A 12,118-nucleotide genomic window follows, 5' to 3' on the forward strand; every position below is an offset into this window, starting at 1 on the left:
CAGCTTGGCGCAGAACGGGTTAAAATGGCGTTCGACGCAGACCCTGCGCGCAATTGCGCCGCACAGGCCCCCCATGGCGCCACGCGAGACAGTGGCAGCGGACGGGGCGTTGTGGATCCGCTGCGGGTCCCCGGAGCAGCCCATCAGCGCCCGCAGGCACCGATACGGACCATTGCCTGCGGTGGCAGCTCCTTCAAAACCCCTTGTTCTGCAGGCATTTGGCACTGTGTGCATGAATTTTATTCGGCAATAACAATGCCCGCAGAACTTGTTCAATGGTTTAGAAAGCATTTTGAAAAACAATGGGGGCGCGCTGCAGGAACAAAACCGGTGCCAGCGAGCGATGAGCGATAGCGTGACACGGACAGCATGGGCGGAGTTTTTTGATGAGTACAGCACTGCAATTTGAACCATCAGAGGGCGGACAAGACCTGCTTGGCGCGACGCAGGCCAACCAGTTCGTGACCTTCTCAGCCGGCGACAAGGGCTATGGCGTCGACATCATGGCGGTGCGCGAAATTCGCAGCTGGTCGCCCACCACCGAACTGCCCGATGGCGCCCATTCGGCTTGCGGTGTGCTTGATATCCGCGGCACCGTGGTGGAGGTGCATGATCTTGCCGCCATGCTGGGCGGACAAAAGCTGCAGGCGGCACGCGGGCATGTGGTGCTGGTGGTTTCGCTGGGCGCGACCAATGTCGGCATTCTGGTGGATTCGGTGTCCGATATCATCTTTGCCAAGGATGACGAATTCCGGGACGCGCCGGGCCATGGCGGCGACCCCGCCAGCGCCAAGGTTTCGCGCCTGGTGCGCCAGGAAGATCGGCTGATCGCCATTCTGAACCTGCAGGCCCTGTTTCCCTACGCCAGCATGCACTGAAGCGAGCGGGCGGCATTGCCGCCCCCGAACCAACGCCGCGCGCCCGCCCGGGCCGGGGCGCGCCGTGTCTTGACGCTGTGGGTCGCACCCGCCAGCTTGCCATCATGCGCCCTGATTCGCCGATTAACCCGCCATGACCTGGCTCGCCGAAACCGCCATGCTCAGCCATGGCTGGCGCCGTTTCGTGCTGCTGGTGGCCGCCGGGGCGCTGGCCGGGCTGTCGGTGCCGCCGCTCTTTGTCCTGCCCGCCCTGTTCCTGGCTTTTCCGGTCTGGATCTGGTGCCTTGATGGGGCCGAGACGCCGCGGGGCTGGCGCCGCCTTTTCGGCCCGGCCTTTACCATCGGTTTTGCCTTTGGCTGGGGCTACTTCGCTGTCGCTTTCCATTGGCTGGGCGCCGCCTTCTTTGTCGATGGCGGCATCATGCTGGCCGTCATGCCGCTGGCCATTCTGGCGCTCGCCGCCCTGATTGCCCTGTTCTGGGGGCTGGCCAGTGCGCTGGCCCATCTGTTGTGGAGCCATGGCCCCTGGCGCATCGTCACCCTCGCCACCTTTCTGACCCTGGCCGAATGGGCCCGCGGCCATGTGCTGACCGGCTTTCCCTTTGATCTGCTCGGCTATGCCCTGACCCCCAATGACGAGATGATGCAGCTCAGTTCGGTCATCGGCATTTACGGGCTGACCCTGCTGGCAGCACTGCTGGCCATGACCCCGGCCCTGATCTGGCCGGCCGACGGGCGCAGTCTCAGCCGCCGGCTTCTGCCGTTCTTTGTCGCCATTGCCGTGATTGCCGCCCAGCTCGGCTATGGCTACAACCGCCTTGCCGGCATCACCGCGACCGAGCGCAGCGACACCGCCATGCGGCTGGTGCAGCCGCTGGTCTATGAGCATGCCGATTGGAACAATGCCGATCCTGTCGCCCTCATCGATCGCCTGCTGATGCTCTCGGATATGCGCATGGATCCGACCGATCAGGGGCTGGCCGATATCGATCTGCTGGTCTGGCCCGAATCCAGCCTGCCGTTCTATCTCTCCACCTATCCTGAGGCCCTGGCCCGCATTGCCCGGCTGCTGCCCGAACAGACCACTCTGCTGGCCGGGGCGCCGCGCCAGCAATATGAGCCGGGCTCGGCTTTGCCCTCGGGCCCGCCCTTCAATGCCATTCTGGCCATCGACAGCAATGGCGAAATCATCGCCAGCTACGACAAGTCCCATCTGGTGCCGTTCGGCGAATTCCTGCCCTTCGGCCCGTTCTTTGCCAGCCTGGGCATCAAGCAATTCGTGCCCGGCGCTGAGGGCTGGAGCCATGGCGATGCCCGTCGGCGTCTGATCAGCCTGCCCAACAGGCCATCCCTGCTGGCGCTGATCTGCTACGAAATCCTGTTTTCCGGCGATCTGGGTGATACCGAGAACGCGCAATTCCTGTTCAACATCACCAATGATGCCTGGTTTGATCATTCCATCGGTCCGGCCCAGCATGCCCATCACGCCCGCATCCGGGCGGTCGAGGAGGGCATGAGCCTGATCCGCGCTGCCAATTCCGGCCTGACCTTCGCCACCGACCCGCTCGGCCGCATCACCGCGCAACTGGAACCGCTGCAAATGGCGGCGCTTGATGTTCGCCCCCATGATCGGCTCGAGAGCACCCCGTTCACCCGGCTGCGCTACTGGCCCCTGCTGATCGCGCTGCTGCTCGGCCTGGCCATTTCCGTACTGGCCCGCCGCCCGCGCCGGCGGCCGGCCTAGACTGTCGCCTGCCGCCCCATCTCGGGCCGGCCAATATCGGGCCGGCCTTTCCAACGCCTTGATGCTGTGGCATCAGGGATAGACCCCAAGCTTGCGAGAGTTTTCATGGCGATCCGACTGCACCGCGGCGACCTGCCCAACTTGTCCAATTACGACGGCCGCGAAGTGGCGATCGATACCGAGACCATGGGCCTGCATCCCCATCGTGACCGGCTCTGTGTCGTCCAGCTCTCGCCCGGCGATGGCAGCGCCGATATCGTCCAGATTCCGCAGGATGCCAGCCAGGCGCCCAATCTGACCAGACTGCTTGCCGATCCCAAGGTCACCAAGATCTTCCACTATGCCCGCTTTGACGTGGCCGTGCTCAGGAACCGCTTCGATGTGGTCACCGGCCCGGTCTACTGCACCAAGATCGCCTCCAGGCTGGTGCGCACCTATACCGATCGCCACGGCCTGAAGGATATCAGCCGCGAACTGCTGGGCCTCGACCTGTCCAAGCAGCAGCAGAGTTCCGATTGGGGGGCCGACAAGCTCAGCGATGCCCAGCTCGACTATGCCGCCGCCGATGTGCTGCATCTGCACGATCTCAAGCGCCATCTCGACCGCATGCTGGCCCGTGAAGGCCGCACCGAGCTCGCCCGGGCCTGTTTTGACTTCCTCGCGACGCGTTGCGAACTGGATTTGCTGGGCTGGGACGAAACCGACATCTTCGCGCATAGCTGATGGATAATCTGGCGCTGGACCTGCAGGCCGATGCCGCCCAGCGGGCGGCGATCTATCGCCGGCTGCAGGGGCGCAATCGTCTGGTCGCCATTCTGCGCATCGGCGTGCCGGCGCTGGGCCTTCTCGTCTTGGTGGCGCTGCTCGGCCAGATCTATCTGTCCAGCCTGACCGGCCGCTTTGAAATCGGGCGTATCGAGGTCTCGCGCGATACCATTGCCATTGAGACCCCCGAATATTCCGGCGTGCTCGACGATGGCACCACCTATCGCGTCTGGGCCAGGTCGGCCGAGGCGGCAATTGCTGCCGCCGATCAGATCGCCCTGAGCGAGGCGGCCCTCACCATGCGCCGCCGCAGCGGGCTGGTGACCGAGGTCACCGCGCGCGACGCCACGCTCGATACCGGTCGCGAGACCGTGACCATCCCCGGCGTCGCCCTGGTCGAGGAATCGACCGGCACCACCGGCACCATCCGCGATTCGCTGTTTGACTATGCCGCCCAGACCCTGGTGGGCCAGGGCGCGGTGCATATTGACTATGCCGACGGCACCACGCTCGATGGCGTCGGCATGACCTATGATGTCAGCAACGCCATCTGGACATTTTCTCGTGTGACCGTCACTTTGCCCTCCACGCCCGGATCCGACACCCCATGATCAAGTCACCATGATGCTGCGCCTGTTTGCTTTCCTCGCGCTGGCCCTTGCGGCCACCCCGGCCCTTGCCCAGCAGGAGGTCAACATCACGGCTGACCTGTTCACGCTGGACGAGCAGACCAGCACGGCGGTGTTCACCGGCAATGTGGTGGTGGTTCACCCCACCGTCACGGTCTGGGCGCCCAAGGTGGTGGCCACCTATGGCGCCGGCGGCACCAGCGACATCAAGACCTTCGAGGCCACCGGCGCGGTCAAGCTCGAAACCACCGATCAGACTGCCACCGGTCAGCGCGCGGTGTTCACCCCCGGCGACCAGTTGCTGCGCCTCACCGGCGATGTGGTGGTGGTCAATGCCGGCGGAACCGTCAATTCCGACGAGCTCGTGGTCAATCTTGAAACCAATGTCTCGACTTTCACCAGCGGCCAGAAGGGCCGGGTTACCGGCGTCTTTACCTCACAATGAGCGCCAGTCCCGATCAGCCGGCCAGGCCGCGCCTCGACCAGACCGGCTGGCTCGTCGCCCATAACCTGGCCAAGAGCTTTGGCAAGCGCGTGGTCGTGCGCGATGTCTCCATTGCGGTGCGCCGCGGTGAGGCCGTCGGTCTGCTCGGCCCCAATGGCGCCGGCAAGACCACGGTGTTCACCATGATCATGGGCCTGGTCAAACCCGATGCCGGCTCCATCCAGCTCGATGGCCGCGCCATCACCCACCTGCCGCTGTTCCAGCGCGGCCAGCTCGGCATTGGCTATCTGCCCCAGGAGCCCTCGATCTTTCGCGGCCTGACGGTCAGCGGCAATATCATGGCGGTGCTGGAAAACCACATCAGCGACAAGCCGGCGCGCAAGGCGCGGCTGGCCTCCTTGCTGGCGGAGTTTTCCATCCAGCATCTGGCCAAATCCAACGCGCTGGCCCTGTCGGGCGGCGAACGCCGCCGCGTCGAGCTGGCCCGGGCGCTGGCCGCCGATCCCGCCTTCATGCTGCTCGACGAGCCCTTTGCCGGGGTGGATCCGATTGCGGTGGCCGAGGTCAAAGGGCTGGTGCGCCAGCTCACTCAGCGCGGCATTGGCGTGCTGATCACCGACCACGCCGTGCGCGAGACGCTGGGCCTGGTCGACCGCGCCTATGTCATTCACGGCGGCAAGGTGATGATTCAGGGGCGTCCCGAGACCATCAGCGCCGATCCCGATGCCCGCCGCGTCTATCTGGGCGAAAATTTCGAGATCTGACCGCGCAGGTCGCTCATCGTACTTGGCACGAAGAACTTGGCACGAAATTTGCCCGCATTGGGCACCGTTGCTTGCCCGCTGCGCAATAATGAGGCATGGTCGCGCTGAAAATTGGGCAGTTTTGGCCCGAACTTGTGCTCAGGGTTTCGTTTGATGGCACTTTCGCCGCGTCTGGAATTTCGTCAGGCCCAGAGCCTGACACTGACGCCGCAGCTGATGCAGTCCATCCGCCTGCTGCAGCTCAGCCACCTTGAGCTGAACAATTTCGTCGAGGACGAATTGCTGCGCAATCCACTGCTTGAGCGCGGCGATGGCGCCGAGCCCGGCGAGCCTGACATCCCCGAAGTGGTCGAACGCTCCACCGAAATCACTGCCTATGAAGACACTGTCGATCGGGGTGATCGCATCCAGGATGCCGATTCCATTGCCGATGGCTATGATACCGCCGTCGAGAATGTGTTCCCCGACCAGACCGCGCAGGATCAGCTCAATCCGGCCAGCCGGCTGGATCGCAATGGCAGCTCCGAGGCCGGCGAAGCCCCCGATATCGATCAGTTTGTCGCGTCCCGACCGGTGCTGAGCGAACACCTTGAAGCCCAGTCCAACCTCATCCTGCGCACGGCGGCCGATCGGCTGATCGCCCGCTACCTGATCGATGGCCTCAATGAAGCCGGCTACCTGACCGCCGATCTGGATGCCTTGGCAGAGCAGCTGGGCGCGGAGCGGGCCGATATCGAGGCCGTGTTGCTCGCCTTGCAGGGCTGCGATCCGGTGGGTGTATTTGCCCGCAGCGTTCCCGAATGCCTCGCCATCCAGCTGCGCGAGCGCGACCGGCTCGACCCGATGATGCAGGCGCTGCTCGACAATCTGGAACTGCTCACCGCGCATGATATGGCCGGCCTGCTGCGGATCATTGGCTGTGATCGCGAGGATCTGGTCGATATGCTGGCCGAACTGCGCCGGCTCGATCCGCGCCCCGGTCTGGCCTTTGACAGCGGCCCGGTCGAAACCGTGGTGCCCGATGTGTTTGTGCGGCGCGGCCCCGATGGGGGTTGGCAGATCGAGCTCAATACCGAGGTGCTGCCCCGTGTGCTGGTCAACCGGGTCTACTATGCCAGCGTCACCAAACAGGCCCGTGCGCCCGGCGAAAAGGCCTTCCTGTCCGATTGTCTCTCCACCGCCAACTGGCTCACCAAGAGCCTCGATCAGCGGGCCCAGACCATTCTCAAGGTGGCGGCAGAGATTGTGCGCCAGCAGGATGGTTTTCTGACCCACGGCATTGCCCATCTCAAGCCGATGACCCTGCGCATGGTGGCTGAAGCCATCGAGATGCACGAATCCACCGTCAGCCGGGTCACCGCCAACAAATATCTGGCCACCCCGCGCGGCCTGTTTGAAATGAAATACTTCTTCACCACCGCCATTGCGTCCAGCGATGGGGGCGGCGATCACTCGGCCGAAGCGGTGCGCCACCGCATCCGGCAGCTGATTGAGGCTGAACAGGTCACCGCGGTGCTCAGCGATGACACCATTGCCGAGATGCTCAAGCAGGAGCAGGGTATCGAGCTGGCCCGCCGCACCGTCGCCAAATACCGCGAGGGGATGAATATCCCCTCATCGGTGATGCGCCGCCGCCGGATGAAAAATTCCCAGCAAATGGCCTGATCCGCCAGCGCCCGGCCCGATGGCTCGCGCAGGATAAGGCGCTTTTGTGGCCAAGTCCAAGGGATAAACCACCCCGAACCGGGAGTTGCGCATTGCTTCGGTCGCGCCCGCAGGTCTAGCATTGGCGTAGCGGCCACCCATATCTCAAGGGGTAGGCAGCAGGCGTGATCCCGAAACCGGGAACGGCTTTCGGCGATCTTCACGTCGCACCACGACAAGAAGGGAATAGAAGCCATGACCTTACGCGTTTCGGGAAAGAACATGGATGTCGGCGATTCGCTGCGCGGCAAAGCCGAGGAGCATTTCAACACCGTTGTCGGGAAGTATTTCGACGGCGGCTATGACGGTCATCTCACCCTCTCACCCGATGGCATCGGCTTCCGCGCCGATTGCGTAGTGCACCTCGATTCCGGCGCGACCTTGCAGGCCAGTGCCCAGGGTGGCGACCCCACCGCGGCCTATGAGGTCATGGCACTCAACATTGAAAAGCGGCTGCGCCGCTACAACCGCAAGCTCAAGCAGCACCGCCGTGGCGCCAATGGCGGCGACGTGACGGCGCAATATACCGTGCTTGATGCCGGCACCCAGCTCGATGAGCTCGATGCCGACTATGCGCCGCCCGTGATCGCCGAAGGCACCAAGAGCCTGCGCCAGCTCAGTGTTGAGGAAGCGGTGATGGAGCTCGATCTGACCGGTGGCCAAGTTGTGATGTTCCGCCATGCTGGACATGGTGGGCTGAATGTGGTCTACCGCCGCACCGACGGTAACATAGGTTGGATCGACCCCGCCCTCGGAGCCAGTTGATGTGCTCCTGAACCACAACTGGCGCAGTTAATCGTAAGGTAATTTGAATGGAATTGGCCAATATTCTGGCTGAGCGTGCCGTGCTATTTTATCCCGATACAACAGCCAAACGCCAGTTATTTGAGGACCTTGCCACCCGTGCTGCTGAACTGACCGGGTACCCGAAGGCCGACATCCTCGCTGCCATCAATGGCCGCGAGGAACTTGGCTCCACCGGGTTGGGCAATGGCATCGCCATTCCGCATGGCAAGCTCCCCGGACTCAAGGATGTCACCGCGCTGTTCGCGCGGCTGGATCATCCCATCGAGTTTGATGCAGTTGATGATCAGCCGGTCGATCTGGTGGTCCTGCTGCTGGCGCCCACCGGGGCCGGCGCCGATCATCTCAAGGTGCTGTCGCGCGTGGCGCGGCTGCTGCGCACCGATAATGTGGTCGATGAACTGCGCCAGACCGAGGACCCGGCCCAGATGCACGCCATTCTCACCCAATCCCTGCTGGGCACCTACGCCGCCTGATCGACTGGGCCAGTCAGTCACTCAACAAAAACCCTCCAGCGGGTGACGCTGGAGGGTTTTTCATTTTGTTACTGGCCCTGGTGGGGTTCAGTGCAGCGTGGCCAGGCCCAGATTGTTCTCGCCGAGCCAGTCATTGACGGAATCTTCGGTGTCGGTCACCAGCAGCGGCGTACCATTGGCCGCCATCAGCAGCTGATACTCGGTCTCGGCCTCAAACACCGCATCCTCGATCAGCGTGCCCAGCACAGCGCCGGTCACCGGGCGCAGATAGGCCACGGCATCGCCGCCCAGGGCGGCAAATTGCGCCCGTGTCAGTGATTTCAACGGATGGATCACGCGATCTGCTGCGGCCACGTCGGTTGGTTTTTCATACATGGTGTCGGCCTTTCCTCAGATTGAGCGAATTTCGATACGGCGGGCGTTCTTGGGCGCTTGCGGGCGTTCAATGGTAATAACGAGCATACCGTGCCCTAAAGTTGCATCCAGTACCATCATGCCATCGGCCAGCAGGAACGAGCGTTGGAATTGTCTGGCGGCAATGCCGCGATGCAGAAACTCCCGTCCTGGCTCGTCCTTCTGCTTGCCGCGCACGATGATCTGGCTGTCTTCGGCCAGAACCTCAAGCTCATGGGCGCCAAAACCGGCAACGGCGATGGAAACCACAAAGTGCTCGGTGCCCTGGGCATCGACAGTGCGCTCAATGTTATAGGGCGGATACCCGTCGGCGGATTTGGCCAACCGATCGACGCGCTCCTCAAAGCTGTCAAAGCCGAGGAGAAATGGGGCGGAAAATACCGAAACACGCGTCATACACACCGTCCTTGATCGTCAAGCAACGCACCGACACGCGACCCGATTGCAGTGGCATCGCGCGTCTGCCACGAATATGGGACCTGCACGCCCATCGTTCAAGGTCGAGGTTTTGCTGCCGTGTCCCACACCGTTTCCATCATCACGCCGGCCTTTCGGGCCCAGCCCACCATATTGGCCACCGTGCGCTCCGTGCTGGCGCAAACCCATGCCGATTGGCGCCTCTGGCTCATTGCCGATGATGACTTTGACTATGCCGGGCTGCTGGCCGAGGCCGGGCTGGACGACAGCCGCATCCTGCATCTGAGCAGCGGCGGCGTCGGGCTGGGTGCCGCCACCGCCCGCAATCGCGCGCTGGAGCGTCTCGACACCCCGTTTGCTGCCATTCTCGATGCCGATGACCGGCTCAAGCCGCAAAAGCTCGAATTGGCTGTTGAGGCCCTCGCCGAGCACGCCATTGTCACCACCGCGCTCGATGTGATGGACGAAGCGTTCAATCATCTGCGTTTTGTCGGGCAGGGGCCCGATCGGGCGCTGACGCCGGGCCAGCACAAATGGGTCAGCCTCTCCATGGATTCAATGCTGGTCTGGGATCGCCGCCGCGCCGATGGCCGCTATGACTCCACCATGAGCAATATGACCGATCTGGAATTCCTGCTGCAGCTCTATCGCCAGGTGCCGGCCTCGTTTCATCTGGGCACGCCGCTGCACGATTACATCAAGCGCAGCGCCTCGATGAGCAATGGCGCCAATGTCGCTGCCGGCATGATCGCCTCAAAGACCACGCTGCTGCAGCGCCTGCGCGCCGGCTTTTACGGCCTGCCGGCTGAGGATGTCGCCGGGCTCGAACAATTCCTCGACATTTCGCTGGCCGCCGAGCCCCTCTATGGCCCCGCCCTGGCCGCACAGCCGGGCCTGCTGTTTGAGGATCACCTGGAACCCAGGCTCGCCCAGGCAAAACGCGCCTAGCCTGAGACCGGCGCGGGCCAGGCTGGCACGCGGCGTCAGACTCTGCTTGAGCCTCTTGCTCTGTCCCCGGTTTCCGCTTATAGAGCCAACTTCTCCGGATCGCCCGGCCAACAGGCATGCCGTGGCGATCTCTGAATGCGATGGGCCAAATCCATCCAATCTTCTTATAAGGACCCGCAAAATGCCCAAGATGAAGACGAAGTCTGGCGCCAAAAAGCGTTTCAGTTTCACAGCGACCGGTCGGGTCAAGGCAGGCGTCGCCGGCAAGCGCCACCGCCTGATCAACCACAACGCCAAGTACATTCGCACGAACCGCGGTACCAAGATCCTGTCCAAGGGCGACGAGGGTCTGGTCAAGTGGTACATGCCGTACAATCGCTAACGCTGAAAGGAAGCTGACACATGTCACGCGTTAAAAGAGGCGTTACCAATCACGCCCGCCACAAAAAAGTTCTCAAGGCTGCTGAAGGCTATTATGGCCGCCGCAAGTCGACGATTCGCATCGCCAAGCAGGCCGTCGAAAAGGCCGGCCAGTATGCCTATCGCGATCGTCGCATCAAGAAGCGCAATTTCCGCGCCCTCTGGATCCAGCGCATCAATGCTGCCGTGCGCGACCAGGGCCTGACCTATGGTCGATTTATCGACGGCCTCAGCAAAGCTGAGATTGCTGTCGATCGTAAGGTGCTGAGCGATCTCGCGATCACCCAGCCTGAAGCGTTCGCCGTGCTGGTCACCAAGGCCAAGGCTGCTCTGGCGTATCTGGAAGACGTGGACACTGTTACCCACGCTCGCGTCACCGCCTAACTCTCCCCAGCTTCGCTGAGGTCGATTTTGACGCCTTGCGCCGCCCTTTGGGCTGGCGCGGGGCGTTTCTGTTTGTTGGCACCGGCCTCTTTTACCCTTCTCCCTCAACAGGAGACGGACGACCATGCAATTTGCACCTGACTCTGCTGGCTCAAAATGCTCTAAAGCCCGCAAAACGACCGAATGAGAATGCCATGTCTCTCGATACCCAGATCGACACCCTGCGCAGCGACCTCAGCGCTGCCATTGCCGCAGCCGCCGATGAGGCCGCGCTCGATACCGTCCGCGTCTCTGCCCTGGGCAAGAAAGGCAGCGTCTCGGCGCTGCTGGCTTCGCTCGGCGCCATGGCCCCCGAGGAGCGCAAAAGCGCCGGCCCGGCCATCAATGGCCTCAAGGTCGAGATCGCCGGGCTTGTCGACGCCAAGAGCAACGAACTCAAAGCCGCCGCGCTCGACGCCCGCCTGCGCGCCGAAACCCTCGATGTCACCCTGCCAGTCCAGCCCGCGCCCACCGCGCGCGGCCGCATCCACCCGATCAGCCAGACCATTGACGAGATCACCGCGATCTTCTCCGACATGGGCTTTTCGATCGCCGAAGGTCCCGATATCGAGACCGATTATCTCAATTTCACCGCGCTGAATTTCCCCGAAGGCCATCCGGCCCGGGAAATGCACGACACCTTCTTCATGAAGCCCGGCCCCGATGGCGTCAAAAAGGTGCTGCGCACCCACACCTCGCCGGTGCAGATGCGCGTCATGCAGAAAACCAATGAAAAGCCCGCCGCGGCCTATCTCACCCCCGCCATGGATCCGCCGATCCGCGTCGTCATGCCCGGCCGCACCTATCGCAATGATAGCGATCAGACCCACACCCCGATGTTCCATCAGGTCGAGGGCCTCGTTATCGACAAATCGAGCCATATCGGCCAGCTGCGCTGGGTGCTCGAGGAGTTCCTCAAGGCCTATTTCGAGGTCCCCAACGTCACCCTGCGCTTCCGCCCCAGCTTCTTCCCCTTCACGGAACCCAGCATGGAAGTGGACGTGCAGTGCGACCGCTCCGGCAGCGAAGTCAAGATCGGCGAAGGCAGCGACTGGCTCGAGATCCTGGGCTGCGGCATGGTCCATCCCAATGTCATCGCCAATGCCGGCCTCGACCCCGAAATCTACCAGGGCTTTGCCTGGGGCATGGGCCTCGACCGCATCGCCATGCTGAAATACGGCATGCCCGACCTGCGCGCCTTCTTTGACGCCGACCAGCGCTGGCTCGACCATTACGGCTTCCGCCCGCTGGACCTGCCGACCCTGTTCGGTGGGTTGAGCAGCTAGC

General features: G+C 62.9%; 15 protein-coding genes. 13 read left to right on the forward strand and 2 right to left on the reverse strand.

What is annotated here, in order from left to right; translation table 11 throughout:
* Positions 1-386: 386 nt before the first annotated feature.
* The 9 genes from Q8O80_RS02875 (at position 387) to Q8O80_RS02915 (ending at position 8,209) form a co-directional block, all read left to right on the forward strand.
* A complete protein-coding gene (locus tag Q8O80_RS02875; RefSeq protein ID WP_305576717.1) occupies positions 387-878 on the forward strand; it encodes a chemotaxis protein CheW in 492 nt (163 codons plus the stop codon).
* A gap of 133 nt (positions 879-1,011) precedes the next feature.
* Positions 1,012-2,622 carry an apolipoprotein N-acyltransferase gene (lnt, locus tag Q8O80_RS02880; protein WP_305576719.1) on the forward strand — a complete coding sequence of 537 codons (1,611 nt, stop codon included), beginning with the start codon at positions 1,012-1,014 and terminating at the stop codon, positions 2,620-2,622.
* A gap of 105 nt (positions 2,623-2,727) precedes the next feature.
* A complete protein-coding gene (locus Q8O80_RS02885) occupies positions 2,728-3,345 on the forward strand; it encodes a ribonuclease D (protein WP_305576722.1) in 618 nt (205 codons plus the stop codon).
* On the forward strand, positions 3,345-3,998 hold the full coding sequence (locus Q8O80_RS02890) for a hypothetical protein (RefSeq protein WP_305576724.1): 654 nt from the start codon (positions 3,345-3,347) through the stop codon (positions 3,996-3,998). Before Q8O80_RS02885 ends, Q8O80_RS02890 begins: the two co-directional genes overlap by 1 nt.
* A gap of 10 nt (positions 3,999-4,008) precedes the next feature.
* Positions 4,009-4,461: an LptA/OstA family protein gene (locus Q8O80_RS02895; protein ID WP_305576726.1), complete on the forward strand. Its 453-nt coding sequence runs from the start codon at positions 4,009-4,011 to the stop codon at positions 4,459-4,461.
* On the forward strand, positions 4,458-5,225 hold the full coding sequence (gene lptB, locus Q8O80_RS02900) for an LPS export ABC transporter ATP-binding protein (protein ID WP_305576728.1): 768 nt from the start codon (positions 4,458-4,460) through the stop codon (positions 5,223-5,225). The genes Q8O80_RS02895 and lptB overlap by 4 nt, the downstream gene beginning before the upstream one ends.
* A 153-nt stretch (positions 5,226-5,378) precedes the next feature.
* Positions 5,379-6,890, forward strand: a complete 1,512-nt coding sequence (gene rpoN, locus Q8O80_RS02905; RefSeq protein ID WP_305576730.1) for an RNA polymerase factor sigma-54 — start codon at positions 5,379-5,381, stop codon at positions 6,888-6,890.
* Positions 6,891-7,124: 234 nt separating this feature from the next.
* On the forward strand, positions 7,125-7,694 hold the full coding sequence (gene hpf, locus Q8O80_RS02910; protein WP_305576732.1) for a ribosome hibernation-promoting factor, HPF/YfiA family: 570 nt from the start codon (positions 7,125-7,127) through the stop codon (positions 7,692-7,694).
* Between the two features lie 47 nt (positions 7,695-7,741).
* Positions 7,742-8,209 carry a PTS sugar transporter subunit IIA gene (locus Q8O80_RS02915; protein ID WP_305576734.1) on the forward strand — a complete coding sequence of 156 codons (468 nt, stop codon included), beginning with the start codon at positions 7,742-7,744 and terminating at the stop codon, positions 8,207-8,209.
* Between the two features lie 87 nt (positions 8,210-8,296).
* Here the strand turns inward: Q8O80_RS02915 and Q8O80_RS02920 are convergent, their stop codons facing one another.
* On the reverse strand, positions 8,297-8,584 hold the full coding sequence (locus Q8O80_RS02920; RefSeq protein ID WP_305576736.1) for a DUF1150 family protein: 288 nt from the start codon (positions 8,582-8,584) through the stop codon (positions 8,297-8,299).
* Between the two features lie 15 nt (positions 8,585-8,599).
* Positions 8,600-9,019 (reverse strand): Hsp20 family protein, encoded by a 420-nt coding sequence (locus Q8O80_RS02925; RefSeq protein ID WP_305576738.1) that lies wholly within the window; start codon positions 9,017-9,019, stop codon positions 8,600-8,602.
* Between the two features lie 120 nt (positions 9,020-9,139).
* Between Q8O80_RS02925 and Q8O80_RS02930 the strand changes: the two genes are divergently transcribed.
* From Q8O80_RS02930 to pheS, 4 genes are all read left to right on the forward strand, one after another.
* Positions 9,140-9,988 (forward strand): glycosyltransferase family 2 protein, encoded by an 849-nt coding sequence (locus tag Q8O80_RS02930; RefSeq protein WP_305576740.1) that lies wholly within the window; start codon positions 9,140-9,142, stop codon positions 9,986-9,988.
* Between the two features lie 181 nt (positions 9,989-10,169).
* Positions 10,170-10,370, forward strand: coding sequence for a 50S ribosomal protein L35 (gene rpmI / locus Q8O80_RS02935; protein ID WP_035099236.1), 201 nt, complete (start codon positions 10,170-10,172; stop codon positions 10,368-10,370).
* Positions 10,371-10,390: 20 nt separating this feature from the next.
* Positions 10,391-10,792 (forward strand): 50S ribosomal protein L20, encoded by a 402-nt coding sequence (rplT, locus tag Q8O80_RS02940; RefSeq protein ID WP_305576748.1) that lies wholly within the window; start codon positions 10,391-10,393, stop codon positions 10,790-10,792.
* A 194-nt stretch (positions 10,793-10,986) separates the two neighbouring features.
* Entirely contained in the window at positions 10,987-12,117 is a 1,131-nt protein-coding gene (gene pheS / locus Q8O80_RS02945) for a phenylalanine--tRNA ligase subunit alpha (RefSeq protein WP_305576750.1), read from the forward strand.
* Position 12,118 lies beyond the last annotated feature (1 nt).

The sequence above is a fragment of the Devosia sp. genome (genome assembly GCF_030689745.1).
Classification (GTDB): Bacteria; Pseudomonadota; Alphaproteobacteria; order Rhizobiales; family Devosiaceae; genus Devosia; species Devosia alba.

What these genes read in the sequence shown, in the direction of transcription:
- Q8O80_RS02885 (WP_305576722.1), top strand. Translation starts at nt 2,728, where the DNA reads ATGGCGATCCGACTGCACCGCGGCGACCTGCCCAACTTGTCCAATTAC.
- Q8O80_RS02925 (WP_305576738.1), bottom strand. Translation starts at nt 9,019, where the DNA reads ATGACGCGTGTTTCGGTATTTTCCGCCCCATTTCTCCTCGGCTTTGAC.
- rplT (WP_305576748.1), top strand. Translation starts at nt 10,391, where the DNA reads ATGTCACGCGTTAAAAGAGGCGTTACCAATCACGCCCGCCACAAAAAA.
- Q8O80_RS02895 (WP_305576726.1), top strand. Translation starts at nt 4,009, where the DNA reads ATGATGCTGCGCCTGTTTGCTTTCCTCGCGCTGGCCCTTGCGGCCACC.
- lptB (WP_305576728.1), top strand. Translation starts at nt 4,458, where the DNA reads ATGAGCGCCAGTCCCGATCAGCCGGCCAGGCCGCGCCTCGACCAGACC.
- Q8O80_RS02920 (WP_305576736.1), bottom strand. Translation starts at nt 8,584, where the DNA reads ATGTATGAAAAACCAACCGACGTGGCCGCAGCAGATCGCGTGATCCAT.
- hpf (WP_305576732.1), top strand. Translation starts at nt 7,125, where the DNA reads ATGACCTTACGCGTTTCGGGAAAGAACATGGATGTCGGCGATTCGCTG.
- rpmI (WP_035099236.1), top strand. Translation starts at nt 10,170, where the DNA reads ATGCCCAAGATGAAGACGAAGTCTGGCGCCAAAAAGCGTTTCAGTTTC.
- lnt (WP_305576719.1), top strand. Translation starts at nt 1,012, where the DNA reads ATGACCTGGCTCGCCGAAACCGCCATGCTCAGCCATGGCTGGCGCCGT.
- Q8O80_RS02890 (WP_305576724.1), top strand. Translation starts at nt 3,345, where the DNA reads ATGGATAATCTGGCGCTGGACCTGCAGGCCGATGCCGCCCAGCGGGCG.
- rpoN (WP_305576730.1), top strand. Translation starts at nt 5,379, where the DNA reads ATGGCACTTTCGCCGCGTCTGGAATTTCGTCAGGCCCAGAGCCTGACA.
- Q8O80_RS02875 (WP_305576717.1), top strand. Translation starts at nt 387, where the DNA reads ATGAGTACAGCACTGCAATTTGAACCATCAGAGGGCGGACAAGACCTG.
- pheS (WP_305576750.1), top strand. Translation starts at nt 10,987, where the DNA reads ATGTCTCTCGATACCCAGATCGACACCCTGCGCAGCGACCTCAGCGCT.
- Q8O80_RS02915 (WP_305576734.1), top strand. Translation starts at nt 7,742, where the DNA reads ATGGAATTGGCCAATATTCTGGCTGAGCGTGCCGTGCTATTTTATCCC.